The sequence below is a fragment of the Paraburkholderia lacunae genome (assembly GCF_003353175.1).
Lineage (GTDB): Bacteria > Pseudomonadota > Gammaproteobacteria > Burkholderiales > Burkholderiaceae > Paraburkholderia > Paraburkholderia lacunae.
The window spans coordinates 1-16760 of sequence record NZ_QHKS01000045.1; the positions used below are offsets into that span (position 1 = coordinate 1).

Annotated in this window: 14 protein-coding genes and 1 pseudogene; 8 read left to right on the top strand and 7 right to left on the bottom strand. The window is 58.8% G+C overall.

Going from position 1 to position 16760, the window contains the following annotated elements; all coding sequences use genetic code 11:
• Positions 1-227: 227 nt before the first annotated feature.
• From DLM46_RS36015 to DLM46_RS36025, 3 genes are read right to left on the bottom strand one after another with little or no spacing between them, the layout of a single operon-like run.
• Positions 228-1757 (bottom strand): MFS transporter, encoded by a 1530-nt coding sequence (locus DLM46_RS36015; RefSeq protein WP_115109210.1) that lies wholly within the window; start codon positions 1755-1757, stop codon positions 228-230.
• Positions 1758-1786: 29 nt separating this feature from the next.
• On the bottom strand, positions 1787-2971 hold the full coding sequence (locus tag DLM46_RS36020; RefSeq protein WP_115109213.1) for an HlyD/EmrA/EmrK family protein: 1185 nt from the start codon (positions 2969-2971) through the stop codon (positions 1787-1789).
• Positions 2972-2987: 16 nt separating this feature from the next.
• Positions 2988-4499, bottom strand: a complete 1512-nt coding sequence (locus DLM46_RS36025) for an efflux transporter outer membrane subunit (protein WP_244306502.1) — start codon at positions 4497-4499, stop codon at positions 2988-2990.
• Positions 4500-5119: 620 nt separating this feature from the next.
• On the opposite strand from DLM46_RS36025, the gene DLM46_RS36030 reads away from it, so the two are divergent.
• From DLM46_RS36030 to DLM46_RS36040, 3 genes are all read left to right on the top strand, one after another.
• Positions 5120-5407, top strand: coding sequence for a hypothetical protein (locus DLM46_RS36030; protein WP_115109216.1), 288 nt, complete (start codon positions 5120-5122; stop codon positions 5405-5407).
• Positions 5408-5620: 213 nt separating this feature from the next.
• Complete coding sequence (locus DLM46_RS36035) at positions 5621-5821, top strand: copper chaperone (protein ID WP_115109219.1); 201 nt, start codon at positions 5621-5623, stop codon at positions 5819-5821.
• Positions 5822-6236: 415 nt separating this feature from the next.
• On the top strand, positions 6237-9062 hold the full coding sequence (locus DLM46_RS36040) for a 2-oxoglutarate dehydrogenase E1 component (protein WP_115109263.1): 2826 nt from the start codon (positions 6237-6239) through the stop codon (positions 9060-9062).
• A gap of 16 nt (positions 9063-9078) precedes the next feature.
• On the opposite strand, the pseudogene DLM46_RS36045 reads toward DLM46_RS36040, so the two are convergent.
• A pseudogene (locus DLM46_RS36045) lies at positions 9079-9477 on the bottom strand (epoxide hydrolase N-terminal domain-containing protein); the annotation flags it as partial.
• 473 nt (positions 9478-9950) lie between these two features.
• Here DLM46_RS36045 and DLM46_RS36050 point away from each other — a divergent pair.
• Both DLM46_RS36050 and DLM46_RS36055 read left to right on the top strand, forming a co-directional pair.
• Positions 9951-10895, top strand: coding sequence for a LysR family transcriptional regulator (locus DLM46_RS36050; protein ID WP_115109221.1), 945 nt, complete (start codon positions 9951-9953; stop codon positions 10893-10895).
• Between the two features lie 373 nt (positions 10896-11268).
• A complete protein-coding gene (locus DLM46_RS36055; protein ID WP_244306503.1) occupies positions 11269-11745 on the top strand; it encodes a GlcG/HbpS family heme-binding protein in 477 nt (158 codons plus the stop codon).
• Between the two features lie 141 nt (positions 11746-11886).
• On the opposite strand, the gene DLM46_RS36060 is transcribed toward DLM46_RS36055, so the two are convergent.
• Positions 11887-12309 carry a VOC family protein gene (locus DLM46_RS36060; RefSeq protein WP_115109226.1) on the bottom strand — a complete coding sequence of 141 codons (423 nt, stop codon included), beginning with the start codon at positions 12307-12309 and terminating at the stop codon, positions 11887-11889.
• A gap of 276 nt (positions 12310-12585) precedes the next feature.
• Between DLM46_RS36060 and DLM46_RS36065 the strand changes: the two genes are divergently transcribed.
• On the top strand, positions 12586-12891 hold the full coding sequence (locus DLM46_RS36065) for a DUF4148 domain-containing protein (protein ID WP_115109228.1): 306 nt from the start codon (positions 12586-12588) through the stop codon (positions 12889-12891).
• Positions 12892-13049: 158 nt separating this feature from the next.
• On the opposite strand, the gene DLM46_RS36070 is transcribed toward DLM46_RS36065, so the two are convergent.
• Entirely contained in the window at positions 13050-13286 is a 237-nt protein-coding gene (locus DLM46_RS36070) for a tautomerase family protein (protein WP_115109231.1), read from the bottom strand.
• Positions 13287-13346: 60 nt separating this feature from the next.
• A complete protein-coding gene (locus tag DLM46_RS36075) occupies positions 13347-14057 on the bottom strand; it encodes an SDR family NAD(P)-dependent oxidoreductase (RefSeq protein WP_115109234.1) in 711 nt (236 codons plus the stop codon).
• A 196-nt stretch (positions 14058-14253) separates the two neighbouring features.
• Here DLM46_RS36075 and DLM46_RS39215 point away from each other — a divergent pair, with 196 nt between their 5' ends.
• Together DLM46_RS39215 and DLM46_RS36080 are read left to right on the top strand one after the other, a co-directional pair.
• Positions 14254-14787 (top strand): hypothetical protein, encoded by a 534-nt coding sequence (locus DLM46_RS39215; RefSeq protein ID WP_133300437.1) that lies wholly within the window; start codon positions 14254-14256, stop codon positions 14785-14787.
• Positions 14788-14975: 188 nt separating this feature from the next.
• Entirely contained in the window at positions 14976-16709 is a 1734-nt protein-coding gene (locus DLM46_RS36080) for an FAD-dependent oxidoreductase (RefSeq protein WP_115109236.1), read from the top strand.
• The last annotated feature ends 51 nt before the right edge of the window (positions 16710-16760 follow it).

The following is a 16760-nucleotide window of genomic DNA, read 5'->3' on the forward strand; positions in this document are numbered from 1 at the left end:
AACGTTCCCACATCAGCGCTTTCTGCGTCTCGCTGTAATAAATCCGGCGTCGCTGTTTCATCTGCAACACTCCCACTGCTTGCGCAGTCTCTAGTGTGTTGCATCCACCGGTTGAATCCGCAGGCCTGATGCGGGCATTCCATCTCAGGCGTAACGGGACCGGATGGAGGTCCAGTTTCTATCGCTTTCTCGTATTCGCTCCGACGGGGGATTTCATCTTTCCAATCTCATCGGAACACCCGCTGGATCAACGTCACCAGCACACCCGCCAATCCTAGCACAGCGACCAGTCCGAAATAGTCGATATGCGCCAGCAAGGCTGATTCCCGGGCCAGCAGCTGGGCGACCTCGGCCGTCGCCATTTGCGCTGCCGGCACGGCACCGGTCACGTTGGTCAACGACTCCTGGAGCTTCTGAAATATCTCCACGTAAATGGGGTCGTTCGACGCCACCCGTTCATTGAGAACGGCATAGTGCGCCGTCGTCCGCCATTGTTGCCCAAGCGTCGCCAGCGTAATGCCCAGCGCTATACCGATTTGCGCGAGCATGTTCTTCATCTGTTGGGCATTCGCGAAAACCGACTCGTCATATTCCAGTTCGCGAAACGTGTTCATGGCAGCCACCGGCATGACGATCGGAAGGAATACGCTGTAGATGGCAAGCGCCGGAAGAATGTCACGCCACATGTCAGCCTGACCATCGATCCTGGAGAGCAATGCGCCGAACACGGCAAGTGCGAAGAAACCGATAACGAGAAACTTTCGTGGAGAGGGGTGACGTGGCAAGGTCCGCATCACGACCCACCAGGCCAGCGTACCTCCGGCAAAACCCAGGGCCTCGAAATCGCCCACGGTAGCCCACCCAAAACCCAAGGTTCGCTGCAGCGTCATCGGGATCATATAGTTGTTTGCGCCAAGCATCGTGTAGATAAACATGAACAGGGCCACGCCCGACACGTAGCGAACGTTCAGCATGTCGCGTACACGCAGTATGGGGTTATCTCCGACATGCTGGGTGTGTCCATAGAACATCAGACCGACGACGGCCAAGGCCATCACCATCCCGATGAGCAATACGTTCCCGTAGAAGTCGTAATAGAAGCGCTGCAGTGCGTAGAGCATCAGAAAGCTTCCGCCTACCAGGATAATCTGTGGCCATAGATCCGGCTCCGAACGATGTTCCTGCGCGACCAGCGGCCGATTGTGCAGGACCATGGATGCCAGAAACACAACCAATCCGCCCAATGCAGCAAGAAGCCAATAGATGGCGCTCCATCTTTCATGGGATACCGCAAGCGAAGCTAGCCACGGCGCCGCGGCCGTGTTCAGCGCCAGGCCACCGACGAGGTACTTGATGCCGACGAAGCGCGCGGGTCCGACAAGCGCGTGATGAATCATCATGCGGGCGGACGTGAACAGTGCGCCACCACCGAGTGCCATCACGGCCCGTCCCGCCAGGAATGAAGAGAAGTCGTCGCTGATTGCGCACAGCACGGCACCTCCCGCGCAAATGGCGGTGGTGTACTGGACGAATCGACGCGGCCCAAGGCGCTCCACGAACCAGCGCTGCATGGAAATCGAGAGGATCGCCACGCTCGCGTAGACCGCCGTGGCAAAGCTGAAGTCCTCCGGAGCCATGCCTAATTCGCCCATGAGAGGACCGGCGGCAAAAGCGGTCATTCCCGACTGCAGGAAATCGATGGAGACCAGCAGAAAAATCGTGGCGTAGAACAGGCGCCCTGGACTGCTGGGAGACATGACGAAGCCCCTCTTTATCCGTGAAGCCGTTATTGATTCGCCTGGATGATCTTCTGCACGACGTCATCTGCACGCGCCAGTTCGCCGGCGAATACGTCGGTCTGGTAACCGTGGGCGCGAGATCCTGGAGCGACCAACCGCGTGCCGTTGCGCTGCTGCGTCTCCACTACTACTTTCATCGACAACCCCAGCTGCAGGGGATGCTTTGCAACCTGTTGGGGATCGAGTGCTATGCGGACCGGCACACGTTGCACGATCTTTATCCAGTTTCCGGTGGCGTTTTGCGCCGGCAAAAGCGAAAACGCGCTGCCGGTACCGGCGTCCTGCCCAATCACCGTGCCCTGATAGACCACGTCGTCGCCGTACACGTCGGCATATAAACGGACTGGCTGCCCAATTCGGATATGCCGCAGCTGGGATTCCTTGAAGTTGGCATTGACCCACAGGTGGTCCAACGGCACCACCGACATCAACGAGATGCCCGGGCTGATCTTCTGGCCTACCTGTGCGCTACGCTTGGTCACCACGCCAGTCACGGGCGCAGGCACCTCGGTACGGTAAGCCGCCACATAGGCGTCGCGTACCTGAGAGGACGCAGCCAGGACATCGGGATGCGTAGCGAGCGTGGTATGGTCGACCTGTGCAGTGCTCGCAGCCAATTGATGGTTCGCGGCATTCAGCGCGGCGACAGATGCGCGTACAGCGTCTTCTGCATGTCGGGCCTCTTCGCCGGAGATGGCACCACTGCCCACGAGTTCCTTCCGGTGAGCCAGATCGGCCTTGACCCTGGCAAGTTCGATTTCCCGCAGCTGCTGGTTTGCGCGACCCTGCTCGACAGCGGCGTATTGGGTACGCACCTGGCGTACCGTCTTGGCCAGCTGAGCTTCGGCTCGCGCAAGCGCGAGCTTCGCGTCGGTATCGTCAAGCTTGACCAATGGGTTTCCCGCGGTTACGTAGTCGGTGTTGTCTGCGTTGATGGCAGTGATTACGCCACTTACCTGAGCTGTCACCGATACGACGTTGCCGTCGACATAGGCGTCTTCAGTGGACTCCCTATACCGACCAGCGACGAGCCACCAGACGGCGATGCCGAGGGCTGCCAGCGCGAGCAGGATCGAGCCGGCGATTCGCCAGCGAAGCGCACCACCCCTGCCGCCGCCCGAATCACCCGGTGGCTTGCCTCCAGCCCCAGAGTCAGTTGCGCTGGCATTCATGGTGAGCCCCCAGGTGTCATGATTTGTCGGCGAGGCGAGGATCGGGGGAGGTTGTCGGTAGATAGCCTCCGCCGAGCGCGCGAATCAGGTTCAGTCGCAACTCGCGTTCGCGAGCCTGCGATTCGATGACCAGGCGTTTCTGGAGCAGCACCTGGCTTTCAGCGATCAACACCTGCAGATAGTTGGCGACACCACTGCGATACCGGCTGATGGCCAGGTCGTACGCGTGCTGGGTGAGTTGCAAGGCCTCGTTCTGTTCCCTCTCTTGCGCCTCGAGCCAATGCAGTGATACCAGTTGATCGACCACATCGTGGAGGGCATCGATCAAGGTTGCGTTATACGTCTCGACCGACTCGTCGTAGGCGGCCTGATTCAACGCGAGATTGCCGCGTCGGCGACCACCGTCGAAGATGGGTAACGACAGGGCCGGGCCGATACCTATCACGCGACTGCCGGCCGAGAGAAAGTCGTCAAAGCCGAGCCGCTGCAATCCGACGAAGGCATTCAGGCTTATGTTTGGATAGAACTGCGCCCTGGCAACCTTGATGTCGCGGCGGGCCGCCTCGACCCGCCATCGCCCCGCGACGACATCAGGGCGACGACCGATCAACTCGACGGGAAGATCGCTCGGCAATTGCACGGTTCCAACTTTGGCCAGATGCGGCCGTTGTACGACCAGACCGGCGTCCGGCCCCTTTCCTTGCAGAGCCGCTAGCTGATTGTTGAGCAGGGCGATGGATTCGTCGAGCGACGCAATGCGCTCGCGGGCAGCTGGCAACGCGGCCTCGGCCTGGGTCAGTTCCAATTCGGAGTCGATCTGGGCAGCAACCCTTCGGCGGGTCAATGCCAGCGTCTGCTCGCGTTGCTTCAGCGTGCTTTCGGCCAGGTCACGCAGGTCGTAGGCGGCATCCAGGCGTAGATAGGTCCTTGTCAATGTCGTGGTCAGCACCAGCCGTGCGGCTTGCAGATCAACCTCCGTGGCATGGGCACGATCCAGCGCCGCCTCCACGGCCGCGCGGTTCTTGCCCCAGAAGTCGAGTTCGTAGCTGACGCCCAGTGCTGCGTCATTGATGGTTTGCCAGGTGCCAGCAATCGGTGGCGGCACGGTGCCCGCCTCGCTGAAGCGCAGGCGTGTGCTGGTGGCGCTGGCGTTAGCCTGTGGGTAGAGCGCGGCCCCGGCGATGCCGGATACGGCTTGCGCAGCCCTGACTCGTGCCTCGGCGGCGTGCAGGCTTGGCTGCCCCTGCAGCGCGTCGCTCATGAACCGGTTCAACTGATCGTCGCCGAGGTCGATCCACCACGCCTCCCCCGGCCAGGCTGCGGTCGACAATGAAACCGATGAAAGACTGTGCGCCGCTTCCAGGTCCTGCGGATCGATGGCCTTGGCGTGAGTGTGCAAGCCACTGGAACTCGCACATGCTGCGAGCAACATAGTGGCGAGCATCGTGGAGACTGGCTGGATGAGCCCGCTTTTCATGAGGCAAATGTAACCATGATCTGGCACACCCTCGCTCTCGTAGATGATCACGCTGCTGTTTCGAGGCAGCAGCCTCGAGCGCCACGGACCCGGCTGCCGATGCGGCCAGGCAACTCGGATGTAGAGAGCCTCAATGTGACGAACACGTCGCAGTGGGCATCAACCAGACGCCATGGACCACATGTGGTCGAGAACGAATGCGTTCTTGACTACCGTTGCAAAGAACGATGCAGCTACACAACCATCAGGATCGGTAGCATCATAACCTTTCTGCGCCCGTGCCGCGAACGGCAATCAGGCGGCTCGGCAGTGCGCCCAACGTGGCCTCCGAGTGCCGCTTCCGGTGATGAAGCGACCACTGAGTTCAGCGCCGGTTGCAGCAAGAATTCCATGTGTGCAACCGGCCGCAGGGAACGCGCCTGTGGGCGCAGGTCTGTTTGCCGTTTTGAGGACGATTTGCTGCCGGACAAGCCATGCTTTCCAGGCCGGCTCATCGTGCTGAAGCGCGTTTGCATAGCATTTCGCAGTCCCGCCCACCGTTGTGAAACCACGTGGGACAAGTAAGCAGGAATCAAGCACGGGTATATGTGCGCGCCGATATCTGATCTGGCACGTATGAGACGGTCGTAATCAGGACGGACTTGCCGGCCGTCTCGCGATAGGCCAGTCGCATGCTGGCTGCACGGCTGCACGGCTGCGTCGAGCGCGTGAGCGGCTCGCGCGCCGCACAGCGCGAGCGTCGTGGCCGGCACGCGGTCGCGCTCGATCGCTTGCCCCTTCACGTGGGTATCTTGCGGAACGCGATCGCGAAGCGGTTCCAACTGTTGATCTCGCGTTTTCCAGAGCTCCGATCCACCGACGACCGCTGCACAAGGCGGCCCAGCAAGTCCTCCAGCCTGATTTTCGATTTGTTCTCGCTGCGCAAGACTGTTTGTCCACTGCGGGTATTCGAAACCTGAGTCAATGCGCCTACATTTGCCTCTATCGGAGCCCTCGGCCGGCTCGGCGTAGAAGCCGAACAACTAAGGTCTCGCCGCGTGGATCAACAACTGCGGCGAAGCTTCGTCGAGCGCGAAACAGCTAGTGGGTGCAATCTACAAGCGGACCCACTGACGCCGAGGAGTCGATAGGTTGTGCCATATTTTAAGCGTTATCTACTGGAGAAATGACAAATGAAATTCTCGGTGAAAGATGAAATTCGCTCTGACGATATTTTAACTATTGAACATGCGATGAAGACCGTCGACGCCGACGCGAAGGTCAACGTTGACATTGACACGAAGACGGTAAGCGTTGATTCGTGGCTGATGCCTGAAGAGTTTCTTGTCGCTTTCGTCGACGAAAACTATGACGTGACCATTGCTGAAGCTTAAACAGGTCAGGATCCGGTGAGGGCTTGCAAACCACCCCGGACGCCTATCCACAGCTTTCCAGCACCAAATACACGAGCTTCTGAAAATTTTGACGTGATGGCCGGAAATGAGCAGGAAATGTCCCTAAACCGTCACAGCTAGAGCGTCACTGAGAACCGGTAAAACGTAAACTGTTCTCATCAGCGGTCAGAAGATTGCTGGACCTGGCGGGCACAGGGACCTGGTGACTTGAGTCACCGGGTCTTGCACAAATTGACGCGGACTGGATGGCGCTGAACCTTGCCTCTTTTCGCATTCGGATCTTTGTCTTCGTGTGCCTGTGGAAGCATTGGCTTTGCCAAGGCGGCAGCGGGTGCTGCCGTGGGTAAATTCGTGGCAGATACCGGGCATGAGCCCGACTGAGGACAGAGTCATCATGATGATGCGGAATCGGAATACCTCCTTCCTGTTTGGAGGCAATGCTCCTTATGTCGAGGAGCAATACGAGGCATACCTTGCCGACCCGAACACGGTGTCGGAAGAGTGGCGTGGCTATTTCGACGCGTTGCAGGGAGTGCCGGCGGTTGATGGATCAGACACAGGGGACGTCGCGCACGCACCGGTCGTGTCTCGTTTTGTCGAGTTGGCCAGGCAGACGCGAACTGGAGGACGCTCGGAGAACGACGTACTGAGTTTCGCCCGGAAGCAGGTCGCCGTGCAGGCCCTGATTTCGGCCTATCGCATGGTTGGCACCCGCAATGCTCATCTGGATCCGTTGCGCTGGACCGCGCCGGTGCCAGTGCCTGAATTAAACCCGAGCTACTACGATCTGTCCCACGCGGACATGAACACGAAGTTCAGCATGGCGGACACTTATTTTTCGGACGAAGACGCGACGCTCGGCGATCTGGTGCAGGCGCTGACAGAGACATATTGCGGGACGCTGGGCGCCGAGTTCACGCATTTGGCTGATCCCAACCAGCGTAACTGGTGGCAAATGCGTCTCGAGTCTTCGCGTTCAAAAGCTACCTTGGATACCGGCGACAAGCTACACATCCTCGAACGGCTGACGGCTGCCGAGGGTCTTGAAAAATACCTGCATGCCCGCTACGTCGGCCAGAAGCGCTTTTCGCTTGAGGGTGGTGAGTCGCTCATCGTCCTGCTGGATGAGCTGGTCGCATACGGCGCCACGAAGGGAGTCAAGAGCTCAATTCTCGGCATGGCACACCGTGGACGTCTGAACGTTCTCGTCAATATTGTCGGGAAGCCGCCGGCTGCCTTGTTCGACGAGTTCGACGGGAAAACCGCGAATCTTCTTCCGGCGGGCGACGTCAAATATCACAAGGGCTTTACCGGCTTGCTCCCGACGGCAACCGGGCCGGCAGAAGTCACGCTCGCGTTCAACCCGTCGCACCTTGAAATCGTCAACCCGGTTGTTCAAGGTATCGCTCGCGCGCGCGCCGAAGTATTGGGGCAAGGTGCAAGCGCAGTCCTGCCAGTGGAGATCCACGGGGACGCCGCGATTTCGGGGCAAGGTATCGTCATGGAGACGATGAACCTTTCGAATACCAGGGGCTACGGCACGGGCGGCACGATACATGTGGTTGTGAATAACCAGGTTGGTTTCACCACTTCCCACCCGGAAGATGTCCGGTCGTCGTTCTATTGCACCGACATTGCCAAGATGATCGAGGCGCCGATCCTGCACGTGAACGGCGACGACCCTGAGGCGGTTATTGCCGCAACGCGCCTGGCAATCGATTTCCGTGCGATCTTCAAGAAGAGCGTCGTTATCGAGCTGGTTTGCTTCCGCCGCCATGGTCACCAGGAACAGGACACCCCGAACATCACGCAACCGTTGATGTATCGTTCCGTTGCGGGCCACCCTGGTGTCCGTACCCTCTATGCAAAGAAGCTTGTGGACGAGCGGGTTGTGACGGCGGAAGACGTGGAGAAGTATGTCCATGACTACCGTGAACGTCTTGACGCTGCGCAAACCGCCGAAGAGAAAAAACCGGTCCATAAACAGAGCGAAGAGGTGAGCTGGCCGCAGCTGCTCGATGGAAACGTTGGCCGTGTCTATTACGCGGCACCCTTGCCAGACCTCGTTCAAAAACTCGCACTCAGGATCACAAGCGTTCCCGAGCAGTACTCGCTGCATCCGCTCGTTGGAAAAGTCATGACTGCCCGTCGCGAGATGGCGGAAGGTAAGCGTCCGTTGGACTGGGGTATGGGCGAGCATATGGCCTTCGCCTCTCTTCTCTCCGCTGGTATTGACGTGCGCTTGAGCGGGCAAGACAGTGAACGCGGTACGTTCAGCCATCGTCACGCGGTACTCCACGATCAGAAGCGGTCGATTCGGGGAGAGGGCACGTACGTCCCGCTGGACAATGTGTCGGATGACCAGGGACGATTCTCGGTTACCAACTCGGTTCTGTCGGAGGCAGCAGTTCTAGCCTTCGAGTACGGGTACTCGATTGTTCGACAAAACTCACTCGTATTGTGGGAAGCGCAGTTCGGCGACTTCGCGAACGGGGCGCAGGTTGTTATCGACAACTTTCTGTCCGCAGGCGCTGCAAAGTGGGGGCAACATAGTGGTGTAACGATGCTGCTTCCGCACGGTCAGGAAGGGGAAGGTCCGGAACACGCGTCCGCCCGCCTTGAGCGCTACCTGCAACTTTGTGCACAGGAAAATATGCGGGTTTGTCAGCCCACGACGCCGGCTCAGATGTTTCACCTGTTGCGGATGCAGGCAGTACTCCCCGATCGCGTTCCGCTTATTGTGATGACGCCAAAGTCACTTCTGCGCCACCCGGAGGCTGTCAGCAGCCTCGAGGATCTCGCCAAGGGCCGATTCAATGAGATTCTTGCCGAATCGCCTACGAAGGAAGCCGCGTCCAGGGTCGACCGGGTCATCCTGTGTTCGGGTAAGGTCTACTTCGAACTTCTGGAGCGTCGGCGTAAGGCCAAAAAGGACAATATCGCGTTGATTCGCGTTGAACAGTTGTATCCGTTCCCTGCGAAGCAGATCAGTTCGGAGTTGGAGCGTTATCCGAATCTGAAGAGTGTCGTCTGGTGTCAGGAAGAGTCAAAAAACCAGGGTTCGTGGAATTTCGTAATGGAACAGCTGCTGGAAATTGTGAAGACACCTGCAGCGCTGCGCTATATCGGACCTGAGGCAACCGCATCGACTGCACCGGGTTACCGGTCGATGCACGTTGCGCGTCAGGAAACGTACCTGCACGCAGCGATTGACGAGTAAGGAGGCAGCAAGGGCGAAAATGAATGTCGAGCCCATCGATCTCGGTGATGAATTGCGGCAGGGCGTTCAGCCTCGCTTCGACTTTGCGCCAGTCGTAATCTGAGTCCCAATAGCGCGCGAGTTTCTGCATCGTCGCGAACTGCACGCCTTGCGATGCATCCGTTACCGTTTCCCGCTCAGGCCATCTTGTCGTTTTGATGCGCCGCCTCAATTCGACAAGTTGCGATTCCGGCGCATGCACACGAAGTGGACGAATTGCAGCCTTGTCACTGCCCGTCGATTGTGTAACTTCAGTGATAGCTTGATTCGTTTCTGCAAAAGCGAACCGGCTCAATCAGCCCGCAACGAGGGCCGCCGCTGCCGTACCGATAAAACGACGGCGCGACGGGGTGTGGGGAAGGATATCGTTCGGCATACAAGCTCCATTGGCAATAAGCGTAAGTAGGGGGAGCGATGAGTGCCGCAGCAATGCAATCCTGAGCAAACATTTTCAAGATTGCCCACCTGATCACTTATACAGACAGCCAGTCGGCAAACCTCAAATCGTCACCGCCTTGATTGACCGCAAACCATGGTTCGCGGTAGGTGAAAGCATTATGTGTAGGCAAGCACTTGGCGTAAACGCCAACACGAGCACAACACTTGTGTCAGTCAGGAACATGCCCGTCGACGCGCACAGCTAGCCGCTCCTTGACCATGCGCACGCTGAGTGGAAAACGGTATTGCTACAAAAGCACATAGCAATCGAGCGACTGCGGGCAATGGCAAATTGAGGCAAGATTCGGTTGTCCTCGAGCATCTACCTGTAGGGCGGGCCTTATTTCAATTCGGCGCTGCAACAATCGAGACAAAAGACGCAGGCCTTAATTTGTCGGTGGATTCGCACGTATGGATACGTTCCGTAACATGAAGATTTTCGTCGAGGTGGCGGAAGCCGGCAGCTTTACGGCCGCCGCGCGTCAACTCGATGCGACGACGGGCTATGTATCCCGTTCGGTCTCTGAACTCGAAGCGCATTTGCGTACCAGATTGCTGAATCGCACGACGCGCCGGATAGCGCTCACGGAAGCCGGCGAACGCTATCTGAACCGGTGCCATGCGATCCTCGCATCGGTGATGGAGGCGGAGGCCGAAGCCTCCGACGCGCATGCAAAGCCGGTGGGAACGCTGAAAGTGCACGCGATGTCGAGTCTCGGGCAGAACTATGTCGTGCCTGCGATCGCTGCCTACCAGGAGCGATTCCCGGCGGTGACCGTCGATCTGACGCTGTCGCAGAATGTGCCCGATCTTCTTGAAGAGGGATACGACGTCGCGCTCAGGTTGTCACCAGATGCTTTGCCCGATTCGAATTACATTTCGCATAAGCTCGGGACTTTTTACAGTGTGCTGTGCGCGGCGCCGGCGTACCTCGAGGCGCACGGCACACCCACGTGCGTCGACGATCTCTCGCATCACATTTGTTTGCAAGTGGCGATGCCCATATTTCCGTCCGAACGCTGGTTGCTGATCGGACCGGATGGGGAGCGTGAATTCCAGTTGCAGAACGCCCGCTTCAAGGTGAACGTACCCGATGCCATGGCGGCGGCCTTGCACGAGGGCATGGGCATCGGTGCGCTGCCGACCTTGACGATAAGATCGGCATTCAGGTCTGGCTCGTTGATTAGGGTACTGCCCGACTATCATCTTCAGCATCTGAATATTTACGCGGTCTATGCGTCACGCCAGTACCTCGACGCGAAGATCAAAACATGGATTGATTTCTTGCGCGAGTCGATCGCACAAGCGTTAAGCGCCGACGAGGCTACTTTCAGGAAGACGCCCGTCAAAGTGTAGATCGCGTGGAAAGCAACGATGTATTTCTGACGATTCGATCTTTTCCAGTGAAACTTCATGGCCTCGGCCGCTTTTCTGGCAGGTCAGGCCGCGGAACTCAGGCGCTCGACCGAACGGTTTCAGATCGCCTGCGTTAAGTTGATCCAGGCGCACGTCGACGGCCTCTTTTTAAAAACGGGGTATTTGTGCGCGCGACGTGTGAAGTTAGAGTGGCGTGACCTATGATCTATTGGATCTATAGCCAACACGTATCAATGGTCGATATGCGCACTACTGCCCCTTACCGATCTGACTTGCAACGGCCCATCGCGGCGCCGCACGGTGTAATCATGAAACGTTTTGGTCTGAGCGCGTCACTATGCGTTGGTCGCTAATGTCGCCAGCAATTCAGGCACAAGAACCGCAGACGTCCGGCTACCACTACACATTGCCGCTCGACGTCGCTCTCGATGCGGCGAAAGAAGCGATTCGCGTGTGTGAAACGAAGCATTACTGGGTGACCGCTACGGTGGTCGATATGGATGGCGTACCGCAAGTGGTACTGCGCGGAGACAGGAGCACTGTACACACTGCTGAATCGAGCATGCGTAAAGCGTTCACCGTTGTGACGCTAGGGCCGGAATTTGGCTTCGACCGGTCGAGCGGCTTTTTCGAATTGATGAAGACGAGTCCATACGCGCCGCAGCTCGCGACCGTGCACAACGTCATGGCGCTGCCGGGTGCAGTAGCGTTCAAGGTGAACGGAGAGATGGTGGGCGCGCTCGGTATCGGTGGCGCACCCGGCGGCGACAAGGATGAAGTATGCGCTGCCGCGGGTGTAGCGAAAGTCGCGGACCGCTTACCGCATTGAGCCTGCTGCGCGCCATTTCTCAGACAGGAACCTCACAGGTGGAGGCTCGCGGTTCGTTTTGCCTTCAGATCGTCGAGTTTCACTGCGTCCGCACGGCATGCCTGGTCGCGCGCATATCGCTTCATACCAACGTGTGCGCGCTTAGGCGGCCGAGATTCGCGAATCGAAGTCGAACTCGAGCCGAATCCCGCCAGGTTCAAAAATCATTGTGTGCCGCTTGGGGCCGGCCCCCAAGGTTTCTGGTGCAAATTGAACTTCGACGCCGGGCCATTTGGACACCTTCGAGAAAACCTCCTCGAGCGCTGCTTCACTGCCGACGCGCAAAGCCAGGTGATGCAGGCCCACGTTCGTTTTGCGGTCGAATTCCACGCGGCCCGATTGATTCTGCACCTCCCACAACGTCAGCATCACCTGCCCGTCAGACACGAATGCAGCCGGATAATCCGGCTTCTCTCCAATTTGCGTCCATCCCAAACAACTGATGAAAAAGTCGCGAGTAAGGTTCAGATCGCGAACGGTCAAGCCGATGTGATCGATACCAAGGGTTAGTGGTTTCGCAGTCATTCGAGCCTCCGGGTTGTGGTGATGATGCTACCGCAGAAGGACAATGTCGATCGATTGCGCGCTGGCGGGTCGATCAGATCGCAATTGATGTAGGTGGGACGCACATTCGCGCATTGCGAGCCCGTCGTTGCCATTGCCCGCATTCACGCGCTCTCGGTAAACAATGCCTTGTTCGATCTTGGGTTAACCCCGACAACGTTGAAGCATAGACTTCATTCACCGCTTCAAACAACCGAGTTTGTTGCAGGCCATCCAACATTAGTCGAGGTGTTTGCCATGAAATCAATTATCCGTGCAGCCGTTATTGCCAGCGCTCTTGTGATTCCAGCTGCGTCGTTCGCTCAATCGACGGGTCACACGACACGTGCGCAGGTCCGTGCAGAACTCGCGCAACTGGAGAGCGTGGGTTATCACGTCGGTGACGGCGATCCGACGCACTATCCCGATGCAATCCAGACCGCCGAAGCGAAGGTGGGGGCGCTCGACGCGTCGGCGAGCAATTACGGTGGCGCGTCGAGCGGCACATCGCAGTCGGGTAGCCGCGTCTCGGCTGCCGACTGGAATGCAATGTATAGCCGCTGAGCACCGATAGGCGCGAGGGACGGTTGCTATCGGTCATCGTGCAACCGTCCTGATTCAGGTTATGGGTAGTTGAGCATTGATGCTACATCGATGCCCCTGCATTTGCCGTGCCTTGAACGAGGTTAGTTCAACCTGACTCGCAAGGCACGTCCTGGCGGTCAGGGCGGTTTCAATCCTCGCTGCCTGCGATAGACGTCGGTCGGCAGTCCGCCCCAGCCCCAGTTCTCCGTGTCCACCTCTTCGATGATTACGAAGGTTGCCTCGAGGGGCTTGTTCAGTACGTCGAGCAGCAGCTGGCTCACGCCCTTGATGAGCTGAGCCTTTTCTTCCGCTGTGACCGATTCGTTGCCAGGCTTGGTACCCTCGCGGGTCACCTGAATCGTAACGATAGGCATGCCTCTCTCCTTATCGTGATTGACGTACAAGGGCGCCGGACAGCGGCGCCCGGGGGTGCTTCAATGACCAGCGCTCTGGCCGCCGTCGACGTGGAGGATTTCGCCTGTCACGAAGGGCGCCGAATCGAGATACAGGATGGCGTCGACAATATCGCTCATCTCGCCCATGTGGCCGACAGGATGGAGCGCCCCGAGCGCCTCGTGGGCTTCAGGCGCGTGCATCGGCGACTTGATGATGCCAGGCGAGACAGCGTTCGCGCGGATGCCGCGCTTTGCGTATTCGATCGCGAGTGACTTCGTGGCCGCGTTCAGACCGCCTTTCGTCAGCGATGCCAATACCGAAGGGACACCGTCGATTGCGTGGTCGGCGAGGCTGGTCGTGATGCTGACGACGTGGCCGCTCGAATTCTTCTCCATTTCAGCGATTGCACGCTGCGTGATATGGAAGAAACCAGCGAGGTTCACGCCCGTTGCCGCTGCGTAGTCTTCGGCGGTGTATGTGGTGAAGGGCTTCGCAATGAAGACGCCGGCGTTATTGACAAGCGTGTCGATACGGCCAAAGCGTGCCACGCCTTCAGTAATCACGCGACGAGCAGTTTCAGGATCGGCGATATCACCTGCCACCGTCAGTATGTCGGGGTCATCCGATGGCTTGATGGTGCGTGCCGTTGCGACCACGCGGTAGCCACGTTGGCGGAAAGCTTTGACCGTCTCTGCGCCGATACCTTGCGACGCACCAGTAACGACAACGACTTTTTGCGACGTGTTCATGCTAAACCTCCAAAAAAGTTGATTGCGCTCTCTTGCCGATGGAACCAACGGCACCGAAAGGTCCTGAAGCCAGCTGCAATGACATTGAGTCCGAACACCGGTGCCGGTGTTCGCAATGCCGAGTTCGTGAACCGCTTTAACGCGATGTGCCGCACGTAACGAGGTTGTGAGCCTAAACGCCCGAGGTGCGCACAAAGTGGCCGAAGCGCTGCTCCATCTCTGGCGACATCTGGAGTCTCATATCGATGAGTTGTTGATCTTCTGGCAGGCTTTGGGGCGTGGTGCAGAGCTATTTCGAGCGCATGGTTGTTTGGCGCAACCGCGCATCAGCATCGAACCACGCGCGTGCGTGGTTCGACCGGACGAATGCCGCCGCGTGGACAACGCCTCGTTCGCGTTATCTTGCCGGTCAGCGGGCCCCTTCCAGTATGCGTCAGAATGGGCGACTTTCAAGGCGGAGTTGACAGATAGGTCGGCGAAGACATTGCGAGAAAACTTTGATCATCATGTAGGGTTCTATCGCGACGTATTCTCTTCGGTGTCAGCTGGGCTGCACTGGAACCCCATGCGCGGACTTGAGAACCTCACCATCCATCTTCTATCGTGCCGGCCAGCCTTGGGCTTCCGCGGGGCGCTCGTCCATAAAGTCCGATGCGGACCCAAAGAACGAATGCAAGAATTCTTGGTCTGCGGCAATAACGCGATTACTCTTTTCATTGCAATCGCGTAGGCGGCCATCGTGCCCAGTCATTCCCCTGCGCACCGATGACTGTCGAAGGAAGGCGAGCGGAAATATTCAACAGCCGTTTCCATTGATTGACGTGTCGGAGCCATTGGCCATTGGCCATCGGCCCCCGGCAGCGGCGACAGTCGACCAGGCGACGGCGGCGCCGATCAGCCGTTGAAGGAGAATCCGCGATGAGCAACGACTCAGGGCTGGAGGGCGGTACGCCCACCCGTCAGCCGGAAGGGGATGGGAGCCGTATCGACGACGGCGTGCTCGCCGACGACCCGACCGTGCGCGACCATCCGCGTTACTACCAGATGTTTCCGGTCCTCACGAGTGCTGAAGTCGACAGGGTGCGTCGCTTCGGCAGCCTGTCCCGCTACGCCAAGGGCGAATTGCTCTACCGTGCGGGAAGTCTCTGCCCGGGAATGTTCGTCCTGCTTTCGGGCAAAGTCCGGATAGTCGGTCGTGATGGCCTCGGTCATGAACGGATCATTCACACCTATACGCAGCGCGGCGAGTTCACCTCGGATGTCACCCAGCTCTCGAGCAAGCCGGCAGTTGTAGACGCGCATGTCGTCGAAGATGTCGAAGCGGTATTGGTGCGGCCCGATGAACTCTGCGCCATGATGATCAGTGAAGCTGATCTTGGCGAAAAGATCATGCGCGCACTGATTCTGAGGCGTGTCCTCGTGATCGAGCGCGGACAGGGCGTCGTTCTTGTCGGCTCCTCCAATCACCCACAACTCCTCGCGTTGCAGAATTTCCTGCGCCGCAACGCTTTTCCGAACATGACGCTCGATGCGGAGTTGGATGCCGAAGCCATCGCGCTGCTCGAGCGCCTGACGCCGCAGCCCGACGACTTTCCACTCGTCGTTTGTCCGAACGGCACTGTGCTGCGAAACCCCGATGAGGGGCAGCTCGCATCTTGCCTCGGACTGATTCCCGAGTTCGATCCGGCGCACGTCTACGATGTGGCGATCGTCGGCGCAGGCCCGGCGGGACTGGCGGCGGCCGTGTACGCGGCATCCGAGGGACTGTCGGTCGCGGTGCTAGACTGTCGCGCACCCGGTGGCCAGGCCGGTACGAGTGCGCGCATCGAGAACTATCTGGGCTTCCCCACCGGCATCACTGGTCAAGCTCTCGCGGGCCGCGCGTTCGTTCAGGCGCAGAAGTTCGGTGCACATATCGGCATCCCGTGCGAGGTCAAGGCGTTGTATTGCGACAAGCAACCGCCTGTCGTGGAGCTTGCCGATGGCCGCCGCATTACCACGCGCACTGTGGTCATCGCCAGTGGCGCAGAGTATCGGCGACCTGTCGTCGAGGACCTCCCGCGCTTCGAACGCTGTGGCGTCTATTACTGGGCTACGCCGATCGAGGCGAGGCTGTGCCGCAAGGAGCCGGTGTTGCTGGTCGGTGGTGGCAATTCCGCGGGGCAGGCGGCAGTGTTTCTGGCATCACACGCTGAGCATGTGCATATGTTCATTCGAGGCGCGAGCCTTGACCACAGCATGTCGCACTACCTGGCCGAACGTGTCGCATCGCTGCCGAATGTGACGCTTCATACGCGTATCGAACTGACCGCGCTAGAGGGGGATGCGCGCCTCGAGCGCGTGCACTACCGCGGTGCCGGCGGCATTGAAGGAAGCATGACGGGACATCATCTGTTCGTATTCATCGGCGCGGAACCGAATACTGGCTGGCTCAAGACATGCGGCGTGTCGCTCGACAGCAAAGGGTTCGTATTGACAGGCACCGATCTTGCGGAAGCGGGCGTGCAATCGATGCCGTTGCAGACGAGCGTCGAGGGTGTCTTCGCGATCGGCGACGTTCGTTCAGGATCGACTAAGCGTGTCGCGTCGGCAGTGGGCGAAGGCGCGGCCGTGGTGGGGCAGATTCATCGTTTCCTGGCCGGTGCGCGGTGAATGTACGGGGCGATGGAGACTTGAGTGTGTTTAAAAGCTGGCGCGCCCGCT